Here is a 16,124-nt window from a genome sequence, read left to right on the forward strand (position 1 = left end):
GCGCGGCGCTGTCAAGCATCAGCCGCGCGGTGAAAGAGTACAAGCCCCACACCGAAGAACAGCGCCGACAGCGGCGCCGCCGGGGGCAGCGCCTCGCCCATCGCGGCGGCGATGCCCGCGCCGACCAGCGCCGCGACGCTGCCCAGCTGGCTCAGATAGACCGGCCCCGCGACATGCTGAAGCCGGAAATAGGCGACATACTGGATGCAAAACAGGGCGATGTTGAGCGTCACCAGCAGCCGCAGACCCGGATCGCGCCACAACAGCGCCGCCCCGGCGCCTTCGCGCGCGATCGCCAGCGGCAGCACCAGAACCGCGGCCAGCACCAGCATCAGCCCCGCCAGCAGCACCGGCTGCGCGCCGGCGGGCCAGAACCGGGTGCGATAAAGATTGCCCAGCGCGATGAACAGCGGAACGGCACTGGCCAGCGCGATCCAGCCCGCGCCGGCGGCGGCGGGGCCGTCCTGCCCGAACTTCGACAGCGCCAGCAGAACACCGCCCGCCAAAGCCGCGGCAACCCCCGCCAGCCGGGCGGGGCGGAACCGGTCCATGCCCACCGCCAGTGCCATCAGATAGGTCAGCAACAGCGGAAAGGCGAAGGTCAGCGACAGATAGCCCGCCCCGACATGCGCCACCGCCAGATAACCCATCGCATTGGGCAGCGCCATGAAGGCCCCCGCCCCGGCGCCATAGGCCAGCAGCGGCGGCCAGCGCCCCCGCCCCGGCATCTGGCCCAACGCCCGGGCCAGCATCAGCAGGCACAGCCCCGCGCCGCCCATCACCGCCACCAGAAAGGACAGCATCGGCGCGCCCTGCGCGGCAGCGACGCCCGACAGGATGATACTCAGCGCCAGCAGGCTGCCGGTCAGAACCAGCAGACCAAGGGCGGACACGAAAGAGCGGGCCGCGCCGGCATCTGGCCGCGCGGCAATCCGGGGGGACGCCATTGGAGAGGCTCCTGTGATGTGGTAGGATTTATCTTGGCAAAAAGTATCTTTATGTCAAGACAAATGGAGCGAAGGATGGACCGAGCCTCGCGCGCGGCGACGCAATGGCGGGCGGAATGCCCCGAAATGGACCTGCTGCCGATGGAGTTGCTGGGGCGGCTGGCCGAAACCGCGCTGGTGATCGAGCGTCAGCATCTGGCGCCGGTCTTTGCCCAATTCGGCCTGCAAGGCGGCGAATTCGACGTACTGGCCGCACTGCGCCGGTCGGGCGCGCCCTATGCGCTCAGCCCATCCGCGCTGTTCGACGTCACGATGATGTCCTCGGGGGGCATGACCGCGCGGATCGACCGGCTGGAAAAGGCCGGGCTGGTCGCCCGCCGCCCCAACCCGGCGGACCGGCGCGGCACCCTGGTCGGACTGACCGACGCGGGCCGCACCCTGATCGACCAGGCGATGGCGGCGCATCTGGCCAACGAGGCGCAGATCGTCGGCGCGCTCAGCCGGGCAGAACAGGACACCCTGTCGGCACTGCTGAAAAAGCTTCTGGGCGGGCTACCCGGCACCTGACGCCGCCCCACCCTGGCGCAGATGCCCGCGCGCGTCAGACCGCCGCGAGCGCCCCGGTCACATCGGCCAGAAGATCGGCCGGATCCTCCAGCCCCAGCGACACCCGCACCAGCCCCGGCGAGATGCCCAGTATCACCTTCTGATCCTCCGGCAGGCGTTGATGCGTGGTGGTGGCCGGGTGTGTCACCAGGCTTTTGGCATCACCCAGGTTGTTGGAAATCGTGAACAGTTTCAGCGCATTGAGAAAGCGGAACGCCGCCGGCTGCCCGCCCGCCAGCTCGATCGACAGCATCGTGCCGCCCGACCCCATCTGCGCCATCGCCAGGCCGTGCTGCGGATGCGACGCCAGCCCCGGATAGATCACGCGCGACAGCTTGCCATGGCCTTCCAGCGCGCCAGCCAGCGCCTGCGCGGCCTCGGCCTGCGCCCGCACGCGCAGATCCAGCGTTTCCAGCCCTTTCAGCATCACCCACGCGTTGAACGGGCTGAGCGCGCCGCCGGTGTGCTTCAGATAGGGCTCCAGCGTGCCGCGGATATACTCTGCCGATCCCAGCACGACACCGCCCAGGCAGCGCCCCTGCCCGTCGATGTGCTTGGTCGCCGAATAGACCACCACATCGGCCCCCTGCGCCAGCGCGTCGGAAAACACCGGCGTGGCGAATACGTTGTCCACGATCACCAGCGCCCCCGCCGCATGGGCGATTTCGGCAACGGCGCGAATGTCGATCACTTCCAGCGTCGGGTTGGAAACGGATTCGAAGAACACCGCCTTCGTTCCCGGCGTGACCGCGGCCTTCCACTGATCCAGATCGGTGCCATCCACCAGCGTCAGCGCCACGCCGAACCGGGCCAGAACCTCTTCAAGGATATAGAGGCACGATCCGAACAGCGCCCGCGCCGCCACCACGTGATCACCGGATTTCAACATCGAGGTCAGCGCCGCGTTCACCGCAGCCATGCCGCTGGCGGTGGCAAAGGCATCCTCGGCCCCTTCCAGCGCGGCGATCCGCTCTTCGAACATCCGCACGGTGGGGTTGCCGTAGCGGGCATAGATGAATTCATCCTCGCCCAGCTCGACAAACCGCGCCTCGGCCTGTTCGGCGGTGTCATAGACAAAGCCCTGGGTCAGAAAGATCGCCTCGGCCACCTCGCCATACTGGCTGCGGCGGGTGCCTGCGTGCACCTGTTTGGTCCGTTTGCTCCACGTCGTCATCGGCGCATCCTCCGCGCAAAGAAAAACCCCCGACCGGTAAAGGCGGGGGTGCAATGCATCCCTGACCTCTTTAGCGGAATGTTTAACGTGGCCCGCAATCCGGTAACAAAGCGCCACAAGGGCGAGCCATAGCGCCGCACCCTGTCACCGTCAAGCCACGTCATGCAGATGTAACAGTCGCGTCACGCACCTGTCGTGTGGGCGGAGTAGCTGCTGCACGCAAGATGTTGTGGGAACCGCCATATGCCCATCGTCCAGATCAACGCGTTTTCGGATCGGCCCGCCCCGGCCAAAGGCGGGACGCTGGAGGATCATCTGCGCCAGGCACTGGCCCCGCTGCCGGATCGGGCCCCCATCATCATCCTGATTCACGGCTTCAAGTTCTCGCCCTTCCGGGCCGAGAGGAACCCGCACCGGCATATCCTGTCGCTGTCGCCCGAGATCGGCGACCGCAAGGCGCTGTCCTGGCCGCGGCATCTGGGCTTTGCCGCCGGCCGGCCCGAAGACGGGTTGTGCATCGCCTTCGGATGGGAGGCGACCGGCCATATCTGGCGCGCCTATGACGAGGCACGGCGGGCGGGCCGCGCGCTGGCCCACCTGACCGACGCGCTGACGCGGATACGTCCGGGGGCGAAGATCAACGTGATGGCCCATTCGCTGGGCGCGCGGGTGGTACTGTCGGCGCTGCCCGACATGGCGCCGCGGGCATTGCACCGCGCCGTGCTGATGACCCCGGCCGAACTGACCAGCCGATCGTGCAGCGGGCTGCAATCCCCGGCCGGGCGCGGGGCGGAGTTTCTGAACATCACCAGCCGCGAGAACGATCTGTTCGATTTCCTGTTCGAAGGCCTTCTGGCCCCGCACCGCCCCGGCGAACGCTCGCTCGGCCAGGGCAGCGCCGCTCCGGGCGGCAACTGGCTGGATCTGCAGATCGACCATTCCGAAACCCTGGACGGGCTGCGCAAGCTGGGCCATCGCATCGCCCCCGCCACCCGCCGCGTGTGCCACTGGAGCCCCTATCTGCGCCCCGGAATGTTCGGCCTTTACCGCGCGTTCCTGCGCGACGACCTGCCGCTGGAGGCGCTGCGCAGTTGCCTGCCGGCGGGGCCGAGCCCCCGCTGGTCACGACTTCTTGCGCCGCCGCGCGTCTCACTGCCCTTGCCCTTCGCGGGGAAAACTCCATCCTGATGTGCGCAAACACCGGAGCGCGCACATGACAAACCCCATTGATCTCTACTACTGGCCCACACCCAACGGATGGAAAATCACCATCGCGCTGGAAGAGATGGGCCTGCCCTACAACCTTCACCTCGTGAACATCGGCGCGGGAGAGCAGTTCGAGCCTGACTTCCTGAAGATCGCCCCGAACAACCGCATGCCCGCCATCATCGACCCAGACGGGCCGGACGGTGCGCCGATCTCGATCTTCGAATCCGGCGCTATCCTGCAATATCTCGCCCGCAAGACAGGCATGTTCGGCGGCCCGACAGAGCGGGACAGGATCGCCGTCGATCAGTGGTTGATGTGGCAGATGGGCGGGCTTGGCCCGATGGCCGGACAGGCACATCACTTCCTGAAATACGCCCCCGCGATGGAACCGCCCAACGATCTGCCCTATGCCAAGGACCGCTACAGGGCTGAAACCGGGCGGCTCTACCGGGTGCTCGACACCCAGCTGGCCAAACATGAATTCGTGGCTGGCGATTTCTTTTCCATCGCCGATATGGCGATCTGGCCCTGGGCGACGCTCTGGGAAGGGCAGGAACAGCTGCTGGACGACAAACCGCACATGGCCCGCTGGCTGGAGACCGTGGGCAGCCGTCCCGCCGTGCAAAAAGGCCGCGCCGTGGCCGCCGACAGCCGTGCCGATCTTCAGGCCGACAAAAAGGCGCAGGAGGTGCTTTTCAAGCGCCAGGCCTGACGGTCCTTGTCGCTGCCGCAGCGAGAAAGCCCGTAAGGGCCGAGGAGCGGCCCGGCGCCGCTACGCGCCGTCTTCGGGCTGCTCCTCGACCGCGTATTTCTGCAACACGCCGCCCTGCGTCATGAAAAACGCGAACACGGCGATGGTCAGGCCGAAGGTCTTGAAATTGACCCAGGCATCGGTGGACATGGTGCGCCAGATCACCTCGTTCAGCACCGCCAGGCCGGCAAAGAACAGCGCCAGCCGCCGGGTCAGGATCATCCAGCCCTCGCGTTTCAGCGGCATCATCTCTTCCATCACGAACTGCAGATACGACTGGCCGCGCAGCAGGCCAAAGCCCAGCACCCCGGCGAACAGCGTATAGATCATCGTCGGCTTCATCTTGAAGAACCGGTCGTCGTTCAGCCACACGGTCAGCCCGCCGAACACCACCACCAGAACCGCCGTGGCGATCTGCATCTTCGACACATGGCCAGACAGTTTCCACAACAGCCCCGTGGTGATCAGGATCAGCGGAATGAACCCGGCGGTGACAAGGATGAACCCGTCATACTCTGTCCCGCCGAAGCTGAACGCCTTGTCGCGCAGCATCACATAAGCCGCGAAAAACACGACGATGGGGCCAAGCTCCAGCCCCAGTTTCACGATCGGGTTGATCTTCTTTCCGGCCATGTCTTCCGCTCCTATGCGCCCAGTTCAACGATCACGGCGCCGAGGGCAATCAACGCCATCAGCGCCAAACGGCGCGGTCCCACCGCCTCTTTCAACACCACCCAGCCGATCACCGCCGCAAAAACCGTAGAGGTTTCGCGCAGCACCGCGGCCTCGCCCACCTTGTCCAGCCGCGTGGCCAGCATCACCGAGCCGAAGCTGCCATAGGCCACCAGCGCGCCGATCAACCCCCGGCCCGACAGCCCGCCAAGGGCCGGCGGGTTCGACATAGACCTGTAGCGCAGGAATGCAATGGCCGGGAAATCCACCGCCGTGACCAGAAAGAACCAGGCCAGAAAGGTGAAGGGGTTCGGCGTGGCGCGAATGCCGAACGCGTCGTAGGTGGTGTAAAGCGCCACCAGCGCCCCGGTTCCCACCGCCAGCCACAGCGCCGGCACCAGCGTGGCGCGCCCGACGCCGCGCACATGGATCAGGTTGTAGGCCGCCAGCCCGAAGATGCCGGCCAGCAAAACCGCCATGCCCAGCCATTGCATGCCCGTGAACGTCTCTCCGAAGATCGCATAGGCCCCGAGGACCGCGAACAGCGGCCCGGTGCCGCGCACCACCGGATAGACAACTGTATACGCCCCCCGGCTGTAGGAAAGCGCGACCCCCATCTTGTAGGCGAAATGGATCGGCAGCGTGCCGAGGATCAAAAGCCACTCATGCCCCTGCGGCCAGGGCACCAGAAACAGCGCGATCGGCAGCGACAGCACGAACAGCCACCCGTCGATCGCGCCGCGCGAAAGCCACGGATCGAACCGCCCCTTCTGCAGCGCTCCGAACACCGCGTGCAGCAAGGCCGCCAGCAGCGCCAGCGACAGCGCCAGCGTCTTGCCCGCCTCGGTGCCTTCCAGCGAAATCAGCCAGTCACTCATGAAAATGCGCCCGGCACCGGAACAGGCCGCCATCCGCCGGCGTTGGCTTTTTCCAAGTGAGAACTTTCCGAGGTTTGCATGGCTGACATGTCCCTGATGTCTGATTTTTCCCGGCCCTTCGCCGTGGTGGCCTGGGATATTTCCCTTGTACGGCTGTGTTTCGCCCTTGTTCTGGGCGGCGCCATCGGCTGGGAGCGCGAGGTGCACAACCGCAATGCCGGGCTGCGCACCCATATGATGATTTCGCTCGCCGCCTGCCTGTTCACGCTGATCGCCTTCGATCTGACCGCCTTTCCGGGCGGGGACGAGGGATTCAAGCGCGTCGATCCCCTGCGCCTGATCGAGGCGGTGACCTCGGGCGTGGCCTTTCTGGCCGCCGGGTCGATCATCACTTCGGGCGCCCGGGTACGCGGGCTGACCACCGGGGCGGGCATGTGGATGGCCGGCGCCATCGGGCTGACCTGCGGCGTGGGCAACCTGCCGCTGGCACTGATGGCCACGGCGCTGGCGCTCGTGGTGATGTGGCTGCTGCGCCGCGTGGTGGATGCGGCCCGGGACGAGGAATAATGCCCAGGGCTCATGGCACCCGCCGCGCCATGCCGGTGCGATGTTCGAACCCGGCCTTTTCATACAGGCGTTCGGCGCCCGCGTCCGCGATCAGGCTGACGTAACATCCGCGCGGCAGGCTGGCATCGCACCAGCGCAACAGGCGGGCGACGATCGCTGTGCCATAACCGCGGCCCTGACGAGCGGGATGCACCGCCACATCATTGAGTTGCACGAAACAGGCGCCATCCCCGGTGACCCGCCCCATGCCGATGAGTTCCCCATCCGCCCACAGCCAGACACCGTGCAGCGTGCGTTCGAGGCTGGGCCCCGCGGCGTCATCGGGAAAGACGCTCATGCCCGCCGCGCGGCGCAGCGCCTGAAACGCGGCCAGATCGGGCGCCCGTTCGGTAAATTCAGGCATCGACCCCCGCCAGAGCGTTGGCGAATTCCTCGGGATCGAAGGGGGCCAGATCGTCGATCTGCTCGCCCACACCGATGGCATGGATCGGCAGGCCGAACCTGTCGGCCAGCGCCACCAGAACGCCGCCCTTGGCGGTACCGTCGAGCTTGGTCATCACAAGGCCGGTGACATCGGCCAGCTTCTGGAACGTCTCGACCTGGCGCAGCGCGTTCTGGCCCGTCGTCGCATCCAGCACCAGCAGGGTGTTATGCGGCGCGTCGGGGTCTTTCTTGCGGATCACGCGCACGATCTTGGACAGCTCTTCCATCAGATCCTGGCGGTTCTGCAACCGCCCGGCCGTATCGATCAGCAGCAGATCGGCGCCCTCTTCCTGGGCCTTCGTCATCGCGTCAAACGCCAGCGATGCCGGGTCGGAACCTTCGGGCGCGGTCAGCACCGGCACCCCGGCGCGATCGCCCCAGACCTGCAGTTGCTCGACAGCCGCCGCCCGGAACGTATCGCCCGCCGCGATCACCACCTTCTTGCCGGCGGCCTTGAACTGGCTGGCAAGCTTGCCGATGGTCGTGGTCTTGCCCGAGCCGTTGACGCCGACCACCAGCACCACCTGCGGCTTGGTCGGATAAAGCGGCAGCGGCCGCGCCACCGGATCCATGATCCGGGCGATCTCCGTGGCCAGCAGACCCTTGATCTCATCGACCGAAAGCTTCCGGCCGAACCGGCCCTCGGCCATGTTCGCCGTGACCCGAAGCGCGGTATCCACACCCATATCGGCGGTGATCAGCAGTTCTTCGAGGCTTTCGAGCATGTCATCGTCGAGCACCCGGCGCTTGACCACCACGGGCTCCGCCCCGCGCCCAAGAAGGCGGCCCAGAAACCCCGGCGTGCGCGCCTCGGCGCTGATCTCGACCCCGCCGGGCGTGTAGGTCGGAATTTCCTGCGGCGTCTCGTCAGGATAGAGATCGGGCTCCACCGGCGCTTCGAGCGGCACCTCGGTTTCCACCTGATCATCGCCCGGCACCGGCACGTTCAGCGGCTCGGGCTCGGGTTCGGGTTCCGTCAGCGGGCGGGGCGGCTCGGGCATCGGCAGCGGAACGGGTTCCGGTTCGGGCTGCGGCTCGGGTTCGGGGGCGGGCTCGGGTTCTGGCTCCGGCACCGGGGCGGGCTCGGGCGCCGGTTCGGGCTCGGGTTCAGGCTGCGGGATCGGCAGCGGTTCGGGCGCCGGCTCCTGCTGGCCGGAGGCCGCGCGCACCTCTTCCTCGCCGCCGGCATCGACGATCGCCTCCAGCCCCTCTTCGATCTTCGAAGAGGATTTGAACATCCGGTCCTTGAGCTTTTTAAAGAACGCCATGACTGCCTCCACCTGCCCTTCGTCACTTAATCCCTATTCCGCGCCTAGGGAAGGGAAAGCCGCCAGATAAACCGACCGGCGCACTGGCACCCGGCCCGGCTTTGACGCATCATATCGCGGATATCACCAAAGAGGCCCGCCCGCCCGTATGAACCAGACCCGCCCCGTTACCCCGTTCGCGCTGGCCACGCTGGCGCCCTTGCCGCTTCTGGCGATGGGGGGCACGGCGGGCGGCGTGTGGATCTGGGCCGCGCTTGCCTATCTTACCGCCTTCACCTTCGCGCTGGATCAGCTGGTGGCGGTCACCGCCCCCGACGCACCCGAAGACTGCGCCTTTCCGGGCGCCGACAGCCTTCTGACCGTGCTGGCCATTGCCCATTTCGCGCTGCTGGCGCTGGCGGTGCGGGCGGTTTCGGGCGCGGCCGGGCTGGCGCCGGCCGAACGCGTCGCCGCCTTCCTCGCCTTTGGCCTGTTCTTCGGGCAGATCAGCAATTCCAACGCGCATGAACTGATCCACCGGGCGCGGCGCCCGCTGCATGCGCTTGGCCAGTGGATCTATATCTCGCTGCTGTTCGGCCATCACAGCTCGGCCCATCCGCGTGTGCACCACCGGTTCGTCGCCACGCCGCTGGATCCGAACTCGGCCCGGCTGGGCGAGAGCTTCTACCATTTCGCGCCGCGCGCCTGGACCGGATCTTTCCGCGAAGGGCTGCGCGCCGAGAACCGGCTGGGCGCGGCCCGTACCCCGCCCCGCCCCGCATGGCGGCATCCCTATGTCGCCTATGTCGCGGGCGGGCTGGCCGGGCTGGGCCTGAGCGCGCTGGCCTTCGGCCTGCCCGGCCTGCTGGCCCATCTGGGGCTGGCCGGCCATGCCACCGCACAGCTATTGCTGTCGGATTACGTTCAGCACTATGGCCTGAGCCGCGCGCGCCAGCCCGACGGGCGGTTCGAACCGGTTGCCCCGCGCCATTCATGGAACGCGCCGCACTGGTTCTCGGGCCATCTGATGCTCAACGCGCCGCGCCATTCCGACCATCACGCCCATCCCGCCCGGCCCTATCCCGCGCTGCGGCTGCCGCCCGCGCCCGAGGCGCCGACCCTGCCGCGCGGCCTGCCGGCGATGGCCACGCTGGCGCTGTTCCCGACCGCATGGCGCCGGGTCATGGACCGGCGCGTGACACGCTGGCGCGCCGCGCGGTAACGCGGGCGTGGCTGGTCCCCGGCCCGCAGCTCTGGCACAATGGCGTGATCCATGCGCCGGAAAGGACCCCGAGATGCGCCGCACCCTTTTGCTTGCCGCCCTGCTTGCCGCCGCCCCCGCCCTGGCCGATCCGCCCATGAGCGCCGAGGCGTTCGAGCGCTATGCCATGGGCAAGACCCTGTTTTTCGGCAAGGCGGGCATCGCCTACGGGGCCGAGCAATATCTGCCCGGTCGCCGGGTAATCTGGACCTTTCTGGACGGCGACTGCCAGCACGGCGAATGGTACGAGGCCGGAGGGCAGATCTGTTTTGTCTATGAGGCGCGGCCCGATACACCGCAATGCTGGAGCTTCTTCGACGGCCCCGGCGGGCTGACCGCGCGGTTCGAGAACGACCCCGAGGCGACCCAGCTTGTCGAGGTCGAGCAAAGCCCCGAGCCGCTGCTGTGCCCCGGACCGGAGGTCGGCGTCTGACGACCGGGCGGCGCGCCCGGATTTTCTTGCCTCCGGCGGGGATATTTTCAGAAAGATGAAGGGTTAGAGCAACGAGCCCTGTTCGGGCGGGGCGGGCTTTTTGCGGGCCGGCTTGGCGCGGGCGCCGCCCAGCGCGAAGCGGCCGTCCTGAAACTGGATTTCGAGCGCGGTGGCGGTTTCCGCCTCGGCGCGGGTGGTGATCACCTTGTCACCCGAGCGGACCACCGCATAGCCGCGTTTCAGCGTTTCCTCGTAGCCCAGACCCAGCCGCAGCCGTTCCAGCGCGTCCAGCCGGGTGCGCCAGCCGGTGATCCGGGCATCGGCGGCGCGGGCGAAACGGCCGGTGAGTTTTGCCAGATCGCCTTTCTTGCGGTCGATGTCGCGGGTCAGGAGCGTGGGCGTCAGCCGGGCGGCGCGGTCTTGCAGGCGCCGGTCGGCCTCTGCGGTCAGGCGGCGCAGGGTGGCGGGGCGCAGGCTGCCGCTGACCTCTGACAGGTGCACACGCTTTTTCTGGGCGGCGGCCCGCAGCGAGGGGCCGAGCCTGTCGCCGGCATAGTCGAGCCTCTGGCGCGCGGCCTCGACCAGCTGGGCCGGTTTGGGCAGGGCGCGGGCAAGATCGCGCAGGCGCTGGCCGCGCAGCCCGACGCCCTGGGTGACGCCGCGGGTCAGGCGGGCCGATTGCCCGTCGAGCCAGGCCAGCAGTTCCATCCGCACCGGCACCGCCAGTTCGGCGGCCGCGGTCGGCGTGGGTGCGCGGCGGTCGGAGGCATAGTCGATCAGCGTGGTGTCGGTTTCGTGTCCGACCGCGGAGATCAGCGGAATGTCGGAGGCCGCCGCCGCGCGCACCACGATTTCCTCGTTGAACCCCCACAGATCCTCGACCGAACCGCCGCCGCGCGCCACGATCAGCAGATCGGGCCGGGGCAGCGCCCCGCCGGGGGTGAGGCGGTTGAACCCTTCGATGGCCCGCGCGACCTCTGCCGCGCAGCTCTGGCCCTGCACGGCCACCGGCCAGATCAGCACCTTGCGCGGGAAACGGTCGCGCAGCCGGTGCAGGATATCGCGGATCACCGCACCCGAGGGTGAGGTGACGACGCCGATCACCTCGGGCAGGTAGGGCAGCGGCTTTTTTCGGCCCGGCGCGAACAGCCCCTCGGCCTCCAGCGCCTTCTTGCGCTTTTCCTGCATCGCCATCAGCGCGCCCATGCCCGCCGGCGCGATATCCTCGATCACGATCTGATATTTGGACTGGCCGGGGAAGGTGGTCAGGCGGCCGGTGGCCACCACCTCGAGCCCCTCTTCGGGCTGGGTGGCCAGGCGGGCGGCGACGCCTTTCCAGATCACGCCGGAGATCACCGCGCGGTCATCCTTGAGATCCAGATAGATATGGCCCGACCGGGGGCGCGACACGCGCCCGATCTCTCCGCGCACGCGGACATGGGCGAATTCGCCCTCGATCACCCGTTTCACCGCGCCCGACAGTTCGGTGACGGTGAATTCCGGTGCGTTCATACCGGGCGCGGGATCGTCGATCAGATCAGACATGGGCACTCGCTTGTCTTGGGCTTTGGTGCAGCTTAGAACGCGCCGGAACGAAGGCCAAGCGGGGGCGGCAGATGAATATCCTCATTCTGGGTGGTGGCGGGCGCGAACATGCGCTGGCATGGGCGATCCAGCAGAATCCGAAATGCGACCGTTTGATCGTGGCGCCGGGCAACGCGGGCATCGCGCAGATGGCCGAATGCGCCGCGCTCAACATCGAGGATGGCGGCGCGGTGGCGACCTTCGCCGAGGAAAACGCCATCAGCTTTGTCGTGATCGGGCCCGAGGCGCCGCTGGCCGCCGGTGTGGCGGACCGGCTGGAGGCGGCGGGCATTCCGTGTTTCGGGCCGTCACAGGCGGCGGCGGCGCTGGAAGCATCGAAAAGCTTTACCAAGGAAGTCTGCGATGCCTGCGGCGCCCCCACCGCCGCCTGGGCCAGGTTCACCGAAGCCGGCCCGGCGAAGGAGTATATCCGGGCGCGGGGCGCGCCCATCGTCGTCAAGGCCGACGGGCTGGCCGCCGGCAAGGGCGTGATCGTGGCGATGGACGAGACCACGGCGCTGGCCGCCATCGACGACATGTTCGGCGGCGAATTCGGCGCGGCGGGCGCCGAGGTGGTGATCGAGGAATTCATGGAGGGCGAAGAGGCCTCGTTCTTCGTGCTGTGCGACGGCGAGAATGTGCTGCCCGTCGGCACCGCGCAGGATCACAAGCGGGTCGGCGAAGGTGACACCGGCCCCAACACCGGCGGCATGGGGGCCTATTCTCCCGCCCCGGTGCTGACCGACGCGATCGCCGAAAAGGCGATGGCCGAGATCATCCGCCCCACTGTGGCCGAAATGGCCCGGCGCGGCACCCCCTACAAGGGCGTTCTCTATGCCGGGTTCATGATCAAGGACGGCCAGCCCCGGCTGGTGGAATACAACGTGCGCTTCGGCGACCCGGAATGTCAGGTTCTGATGATGCGGCTGGGCGCGCAGGTGCTGGACCTGCTGCTGGCCTGCGCCGAGGGGCGGCTGGACAGCGCACAGGTGAACTGGGCCGATGATCACGCGATCACGGTGGTGATGGCGGCAAAGGGCTATCCCGGCAGCTATGAAAAGGGATCGGTCATCGGCGGGCTGGGGGACGTGCCGGAAAACAGCATGAGCATGGTGTTCCACGCCGGCACCAAAGAGGTGGACGGCAAGATCACCGCCAATGGCGGCCGGGTGCTGAACGTCACCGCGCGGGGCGCCACGCTGCGGGAAGCGCGGGATCGGGCCTATGCGATGGTGGAGCGGATCGACTGGCCCGGCGGGTTTTACCGCCGCGATATCGGCTGGCGCGCGCTGTAGAAAGCGCCTATTCCATCACATTAAAAACGGAAATCAAGGCTTTGAAATTGCCTTGATTTCCAGAAAATCCTCGATGCCGAAACGTCCGCCCTCGCGGCCGTTTCCGGACAGCTTGTAGCCGCCGAACGGGCTGCCCCAGCCGATGTCGGTTGCGTTGACATGCACCATCCCGGCACGCAGCTGCGCCGCCACGCGGTCGGCCCGCGCGTCGTCGCCTGTCTGGATGTAGGCGGCAAGGCCGTAGGGCGTGTCATTGGCGATGCGGATCGCCTCCTGCTCATCCTCGAAGGGGATCATCGCCAGCACCGGGCCGAACACCTCTTCCTGCGCGATGCGCATGTCGTTTGTGACATCGGCAAAGATCGTCGGGCGGGCGTAATAGCCGATGTTGAACCCGGTGGGCTTGCCCAGACCGCCGACCAGCAGGGTCGCGCCCTCTTCGATCCCGGCGGCGATCAATTCCTGCACGCGGTCGAACTGAAGCTGGCTGACCAGCGGCCCGATATGATCGCCCGGCAGCGCGGGATCGCCCACCGCCTGTGCCGCGCCGGCGGCCTTTGCCACCTCGAGCGCGGCGTCATAGACCGCGCGCTCCACCAGCATCCGCGTCGGGGCATTGCAGGACTGGCCCGTGTTCTGAAAGCAATGGCGCACACCGCGCGCCACGGCCTCTTCGACATCGGTATCGGCAAAGATCAGGTTGGGGGATTTGCCGCCCAGCTCCAGCGCCACGCGCTTGACCGTGCCGGCCGCATCGCGGGCCACGGCCGTGCCGCCCCGGGTGGACCCGGTGAAAGACATCATCGCCACATCCGGATGGCATGACAGCGCCGCGCCCACCACCGGCCCCTCGCCATTGACCAGGTTGAACACGCCCGCGGGCACGCCCGCCTCGTGCAGCACCTCGGCATAGAGCATCGCGTCCAGCGGCGTCAGCTCCGACGGTTTCAGCACCATCGTGCAGCCCGCCGCCAGCGCCGGCAGAACCTTCAGCACAATCTGGTTGATCGGCCAGTTCCACGGCGTGATCAGCCCGCACACCCCGATCGGTTCGCGCAGGATCGTATCGCCGTTGTCGAGCACCTCGCGGAACGGCATCTGCTTCAGCGCCTCGAGGAACCCGTCCAGATGGCCGATGCCCACGGCGGCCTGAGAGTTGCGCGACAGGGTGGCCGGCGCGCCCATCTCCTCGGTCATTATGCTGGCGAATTCGTCGATCCGCCGGGCATAGACGGCGCGGATGCTTTCCAGCAGCTCGATCCGCTCTTGCCGCGTTGTGCGGGCATAGCCGGGAAAAGCCGCCTTCGCCGCAGCGACGGCCCTGTCCACATCCGCAGGCGATCCCATCGAGATCACGGCGATCGGCTCTTCCGTCGCCGGATTGAGTACCGAAAGGTCCTGCGGCTGCGCGGGGTCCACCCACGCGCCACCTATGAAGAACTGACGTTTACCCGGAACGCTCATCGGTTTCCCTCCGTTGCGGCCATGCCCGGCCGGGGTCTGCGCGCCTATGCGGCCTTGTAGAGCCCCTCTGCCTTGATCTTGGCAAAGGTCTCGTCCAGCGATTTCACCGCGCGTTCGAACAGGATGTCGATATCGGCGGGCTGAATCACAAGGGGCGGCGCGATGATCATCCGGTCGCCCACGTGGCGCATGATCAGATTGTTGGCAAAGCACCGGTCGCGGCAATGCAGCCCCACCGTCCCGGCCTCGGAGGCGAATTTCGCGCGCGCGCCCTTGTCCGGCGTCAGCGCGAGCGAGCCCATCAGGCCCACGATCCGCGCCTCGCCCACCAGCGGATGATCCGCCAGCGCGGCCCATTTCTCGGCCATGTAGGGGGCAGCCACTTCGCGCACATGCTCGATGATCTTCTCTTCCTCGATGATGCGCAGGTTTTCCAGCGCCACGGCGGCACAGACCGGATGGCCCGAATAGGTATAGCCATGCGCGAACTCTCCGGCGGCGATCACCTCGGCCACCTCGTCGCAGACCAGCGACCCGCCGATCGGCGCATAGCCCGAAGACAGGCCCTTGGCGATGGTCATGATATGCGGCCGGATGTTCATCGTCTGGCTGCCGAACCAGTTGCCGGTGCGCCCGAAACCGCAGATCACCTCATCCGCGATCAGCAGGATGTCATGCGCGTCGCAGATCCGCTGAATCTCGGGCCAGTAGGTTTCCGGCGGAATGATCACGCCGCCCGCGCCCTGCACCGGCTCGGCGATGAAGGCCGCGACCTTGTCTTCGCCCAGCTCGGCGATCTTGGCCTCGAGCTGGCGGGCGCGTTCCAGCCCGAACTCCTCGGGCGACATGTCGCCGCCCTCGGCATACCAGTGCGGCTGGTCGATATAGGCGATATCGGGAATCGGCAGCCCGCCCTGCGCGTGCATCCCCTTCATGCCGCCCAGGCTGGCGCCGCCCATGGTCGAGCCGTGATAGGCGTTCCAGCGGCTTATGATCACCTTTTTCTCCGGCTTGCCCTTGGCCGCCCAGTAGTGGCGCACAAGGCGGATGTTGGTGTCGTTCGCCTCGGAGCCCGAGCCGGCGAAGAACACATGGTTCAGATCGCCCGGCGCCAGTTCGGCCAGCCGCGCCGCCAGCGCGATGGCCGGCACATGGGTCGTCTGGAAGAAGGTGTTGTAATAGGGAAGCTGTTTCATCTGGCGCGATGCGGCCTCGGCCAGTTCCTCGCGGCCATAGCCGATATTGACGCACCACAGGCCGGCCATGGCATCGAGAATCCGGTTGCCTTCGGAATCCGTCAGCGTCACGCCGCTGGCCTGGGTGATGACCCGCGCGCCCTTTGCGCCAAGTTCGGCGCCCGCCGTGAACGGGTGCATGTGATGCGCCGCATCCAGCGCCTGAAGCTCTGCGGTGGGCATGTGATTGCTGATCGGTTTCATCCGGTGACTCCCTGAATTTTCCCGGCCTCGGGCGTGTCGGAACGCCGACAGAAGGCCAGCCGGCCATTCCGCCGCGAGAATATGATCAAATATTTCCGCGTCAACAGAATTTGA

General features: G+C 67.3%; 16 protein-coding genes and 1 riboswitch. Of the genes, 7 read left to right on the top strand and 9 right to left on the bottom strand.

The features are described 5' to 3' along the window. Window positions 1-11: 11 nt before the first annotated feature. Window positions 12-947: a DMT family transporter gene (locus TQ29_RS11860; protein ID WP_054539331.1), complete on the bottom strand. Its 936-nt coding sequence runs from the start codon at window positions 945-947 to the stop codon at window positions 12-14. Between the two features lie 75 nt (window positions 948-1,022). Between TQ29_RS11860 and TQ29_RS11865 the strand changes: the two genes are divergently transcribed. Next, window positions 1,023-1,514: a MarR family winged helix-turn-helix transcriptional regulator gene (locus tag TQ29_RS11865; RefSeq protein WP_054539332.1), complete on the top strand. Its 492-nt coding sequence runs from the start codon at window positions 1,023-1,025 to the stop codon at window positions 1,512-1,514. Window positions 1,515-1,548: 34 nt separating this feature from the next. Here TQ29_RS11865 and metZ read toward each other — a convergent pair whose 3' ends face one another. Then, the gene (metZ, locus tag TQ29_RS11870) at window positions 1,549-2,727 is read right to left on the bottom strand and encodes an O-succinylhomoserine sulfhydrylase (protein WP_054539333.1); all 1,179 of its coding nucleotides are present in this window, start codon (window positions 2,725-2,727) and stop codon (window positions 1,549-1,551) included. A 49-nt stretch (window positions 2,728-2,776) separates the two neighbouring features. Further along, a riboswitch (SAM riboswitch) is annotated at window positions 2,777-2,854 on the bottom strand. A gap of 116 nt (window positions 2,855-2,970) precedes the next feature. On the opposite strand from metZ, the gene TQ29_RS11875 reads away from it, so the two are divergent. Next, the gene (locus tag TQ29_RS11875) at window positions 2,971-3,915 is read left to right on the top strand and encodes an alpha/beta hydrolase (protein ID WP_054539334.1); all 945 of its coding nucleotides are present in this window, start codon (window positions 2,971-2,973) and stop codon (window positions 3,913-3,915) included. A 25-nt stretch (window positions 3,916-3,940) separates the two neighbouring features. Further along, window positions 3,941-4,648 carry a glutathione S-transferase N-terminal domain-containing protein gene (locus TQ29_RS11880; RefSeq protein ID WP_037211248.1) on the top strand — a complete coding sequence of 236 codons (708 nt, stop codon included), beginning with the start codon at window positions 3,941-3,943 and terminating at the stop codon, window positions 4,646-4,648. A 60-nt stretch (window positions 4,649-4,708) separates the two neighbouring features. Here TQ29_RS11880 and TQ29_RS11885 read toward each other — a convergent pair whose 3' ends face one another. Together TQ29_RS11885 and TQ29_RS11890 are read right to left on the bottom strand one after the other, a co-directional pair. After that, window positions 4,709-5,320, bottom strand: coding sequence for an inner membrane-spanning protein YciB (locus tag TQ29_RS11885; protein ID WP_054539335.1), 612 nt, complete (start codon window positions 5,318-5,320; stop codon window positions 4,709-4,711). 11 nt (window positions 5,321-5,331) lie between these two features. Beyond that, a complete protein-coding gene (locus tag TQ29_RS11890) occupies window positions 5,332-6,237 on the bottom strand; it encodes a DMT family transporter (protein WP_054540422.1) in 906 nt (301 codons plus the stop codon). Window positions 6,238-6,315: 78 nt separating this feature from the next. Here TQ29_RS11890 and TQ29_RS11895 point away from each other — a divergent pair, with 78 nt between their 5' ends. After that, on the top strand, window positions 6,316-6,804 hold the full coding sequence (locus tag TQ29_RS11895; protein WP_054539336.1) for an MgtC/SapB family protein: 489 nt from the start codon (window positions 6,316-6,318) through the stop codon (window positions 6,802-6,804). 10 nt (window positions 6,805-6,814) lie between these two features. Here TQ29_RS11895 and TQ29_RS11900 read toward each other — a convergent pair whose 3' ends face one another. Continuing rightward, window positions 6,815-7,207 carry a GNAT family N-acetyltransferase gene (locus TQ29_RS11900; RefSeq protein WP_054539337.1) on the bottom strand — a complete coding sequence of 131 codons (393 nt, stop codon included), beginning with the start codon at window positions 7,205-7,207 and terminating at the stop codon, window positions 6,815-6,817. After that, complete coding sequence (gene ftsY, locus TQ29_RS11905) at window positions 7,200-8,555, bottom strand: signal recognition particle-docking protein FtsY (protein WP_054539338.1); 1,356 nt, start codon at window positions 8,553-8,555, stop codon at window positions 7,200-7,202. The genes TQ29_RS11900 and ftsY overlap by 8 nt, the downstream gene beginning before the upstream one ends. Window positions 8,556-8,703: 148 nt before the next feature. On the opposite strand from ftsY, the gene TQ29_RS11910 reads away from it, so the two are divergent. Together TQ29_RS11910 and TQ29_RS11915 are read left to right on the top strand one after the other, a co-directional pair. Continuing rightward, entirely contained in the window at window positions 8,704-9,756 is a 1,053-nt protein-coding gene (locus tag TQ29_RS11910; RefSeq protein ID WP_054539339.1) for an alkane 1-monooxygenase, read from the top strand. Window positions 9,757-9,829: 73 nt separating this feature from the next. Beyond that, window positions 9,830-10,228, top strand: a complete 399-nt coding sequence (locus tag TQ29_RS11915; protein WP_054539340.1) for a hypothetical protein — start codon at window positions 9,830-9,832, stop codon at window positions 10,226-10,228. Window positions 10,229-10,291: 63 nt separating this feature from the next. Here the strand turns inward: TQ29_RS11915 and xseA are convergent, their stop codons facing one another. After that, on the bottom strand, window positions 10,292-11,773 hold the full coding sequence (xseA, locus tag TQ29_RS11920; RefSeq protein WP_054539341.1) for an exodeoxyribonuclease VII large subunit: 1,482 nt from the start codon (window positions 11,771-11,773) through the stop codon (window positions 10,292-10,294). A gap of 71 nt (window positions 11,774-11,844) precedes the next feature. On the opposite strand from xseA, the gene purD reads away from it, so the two are divergent. Further along, the gene (purD, locus tag TQ29_RS11925) at window positions 11,845-13,107 is read left to right on the top strand and encodes a phosphoribosylamine--glycine ligase (RefSeq protein ID WP_054539342.1); all 1,263 of its coding nucleotides are present in this window, start codon (window positions 11,845-11,847) and stop codon (window positions 13,105-13,107) included. A 33-nt stretch (window positions 13,108-13,140) separates the two neighbouring features. On the opposite strand, the gene TQ29_RS11930 is transcribed toward purD, so the two are convergent. Then, the gene (locus TQ29_RS11930) at window positions 13,141-14,571 is read right to left on the bottom strand and encodes an aldehyde dehydrogenase family protein (protein WP_054539343.1); all 1,431 of its coding nucleotides are present in this window, start codon (window positions 14,569-14,571) and stop codon (window positions 13,141-13,143) included. A 44-nt stretch (window positions 14,572-14,615) separates the two neighbouring features. Next, the gene (locus tag TQ29_RS11935) at window positions 14,616-16,010 is read right to left on the bottom strand and encodes an aspartate aminotransferase family protein (protein WP_037210564.1); all 1,395 of its coding nucleotides are present in this window, start codon (window positions 16,008-16,010) and stop codon (window positions 14,616-14,618) included. Window positions 16,011-16,124: the final 114 nt, after the last annotated feature.

This window comes from Actibacterium sp. EMB200-NS6, assembly GCF_001305615.1.
GTDB classification, from domain to species: domain Bacteria; phylum Pseudomonadota; class Alphaproteobacteria; order Rhodobacterales; family Rhodobacteraceae; genus Actibacterium_A; species Actibacterium_A naphthalenivorans.